Genomic DNA, 500 nt, shown 5'->3' on the forward strand with positions numbered 1-500 from the left:
TTAAAATTAACAAATTGGGAATTACCTGCTACAGCATCCGCACTAACGCCAAATGCTACTGAAAATGCTGTTGCAAAAACAACATTGTTAGCATAAATTTCAGAGTAATTATGGCCACTACCTATAGAAAATCCTGAGCCTGTACTCATACCACTACCTGCTGTCTCCATAAGAGCAGAAACAGATGATTGTGTAACAATCATTTTACCACCGCCTTTATAAGCATTAAAGCCCATAGCATCAGCCACATTGGTATCAATTCTTCCTTTTGATTCTCTTAAAGATACAGAAGCTTGAGAGATCATTTGAGTTGCACCCATACCTATAGTAGAAAGATTGCTTCCTGATATTAAGATATCTTTACCATCATTTTTAATTAAAGACAAACGACCATAATTTTCATAATCCTTTTGCAATATACCAGAACCACCGCCAATACTACCTTCTATTTTTATCCCTCTACCATCTCTTGAAGTTAATACAAGTCTACCATTAGCATC

Annotated in this window: 1 pseudogene; it reads right to left on the reverse strand. The window is 35.8% G+C overall.

The features are described 5' to 3' along the window. Positions 1 to 500: pseudogene (locus L8X38_RS08410) on the reverse strand (flagellin); the annotation flags it as partial.

Source organism: Campylobacter sp. CNRCH_2014_2452 (assembly GCF_025772865.1).
Lineage (GTDB): Bacteria > Campylobacterota > Campylobacteria > Campylobacterales > Campylobacteraceae > Campylobacter_D > Campylobacter_D lari_D.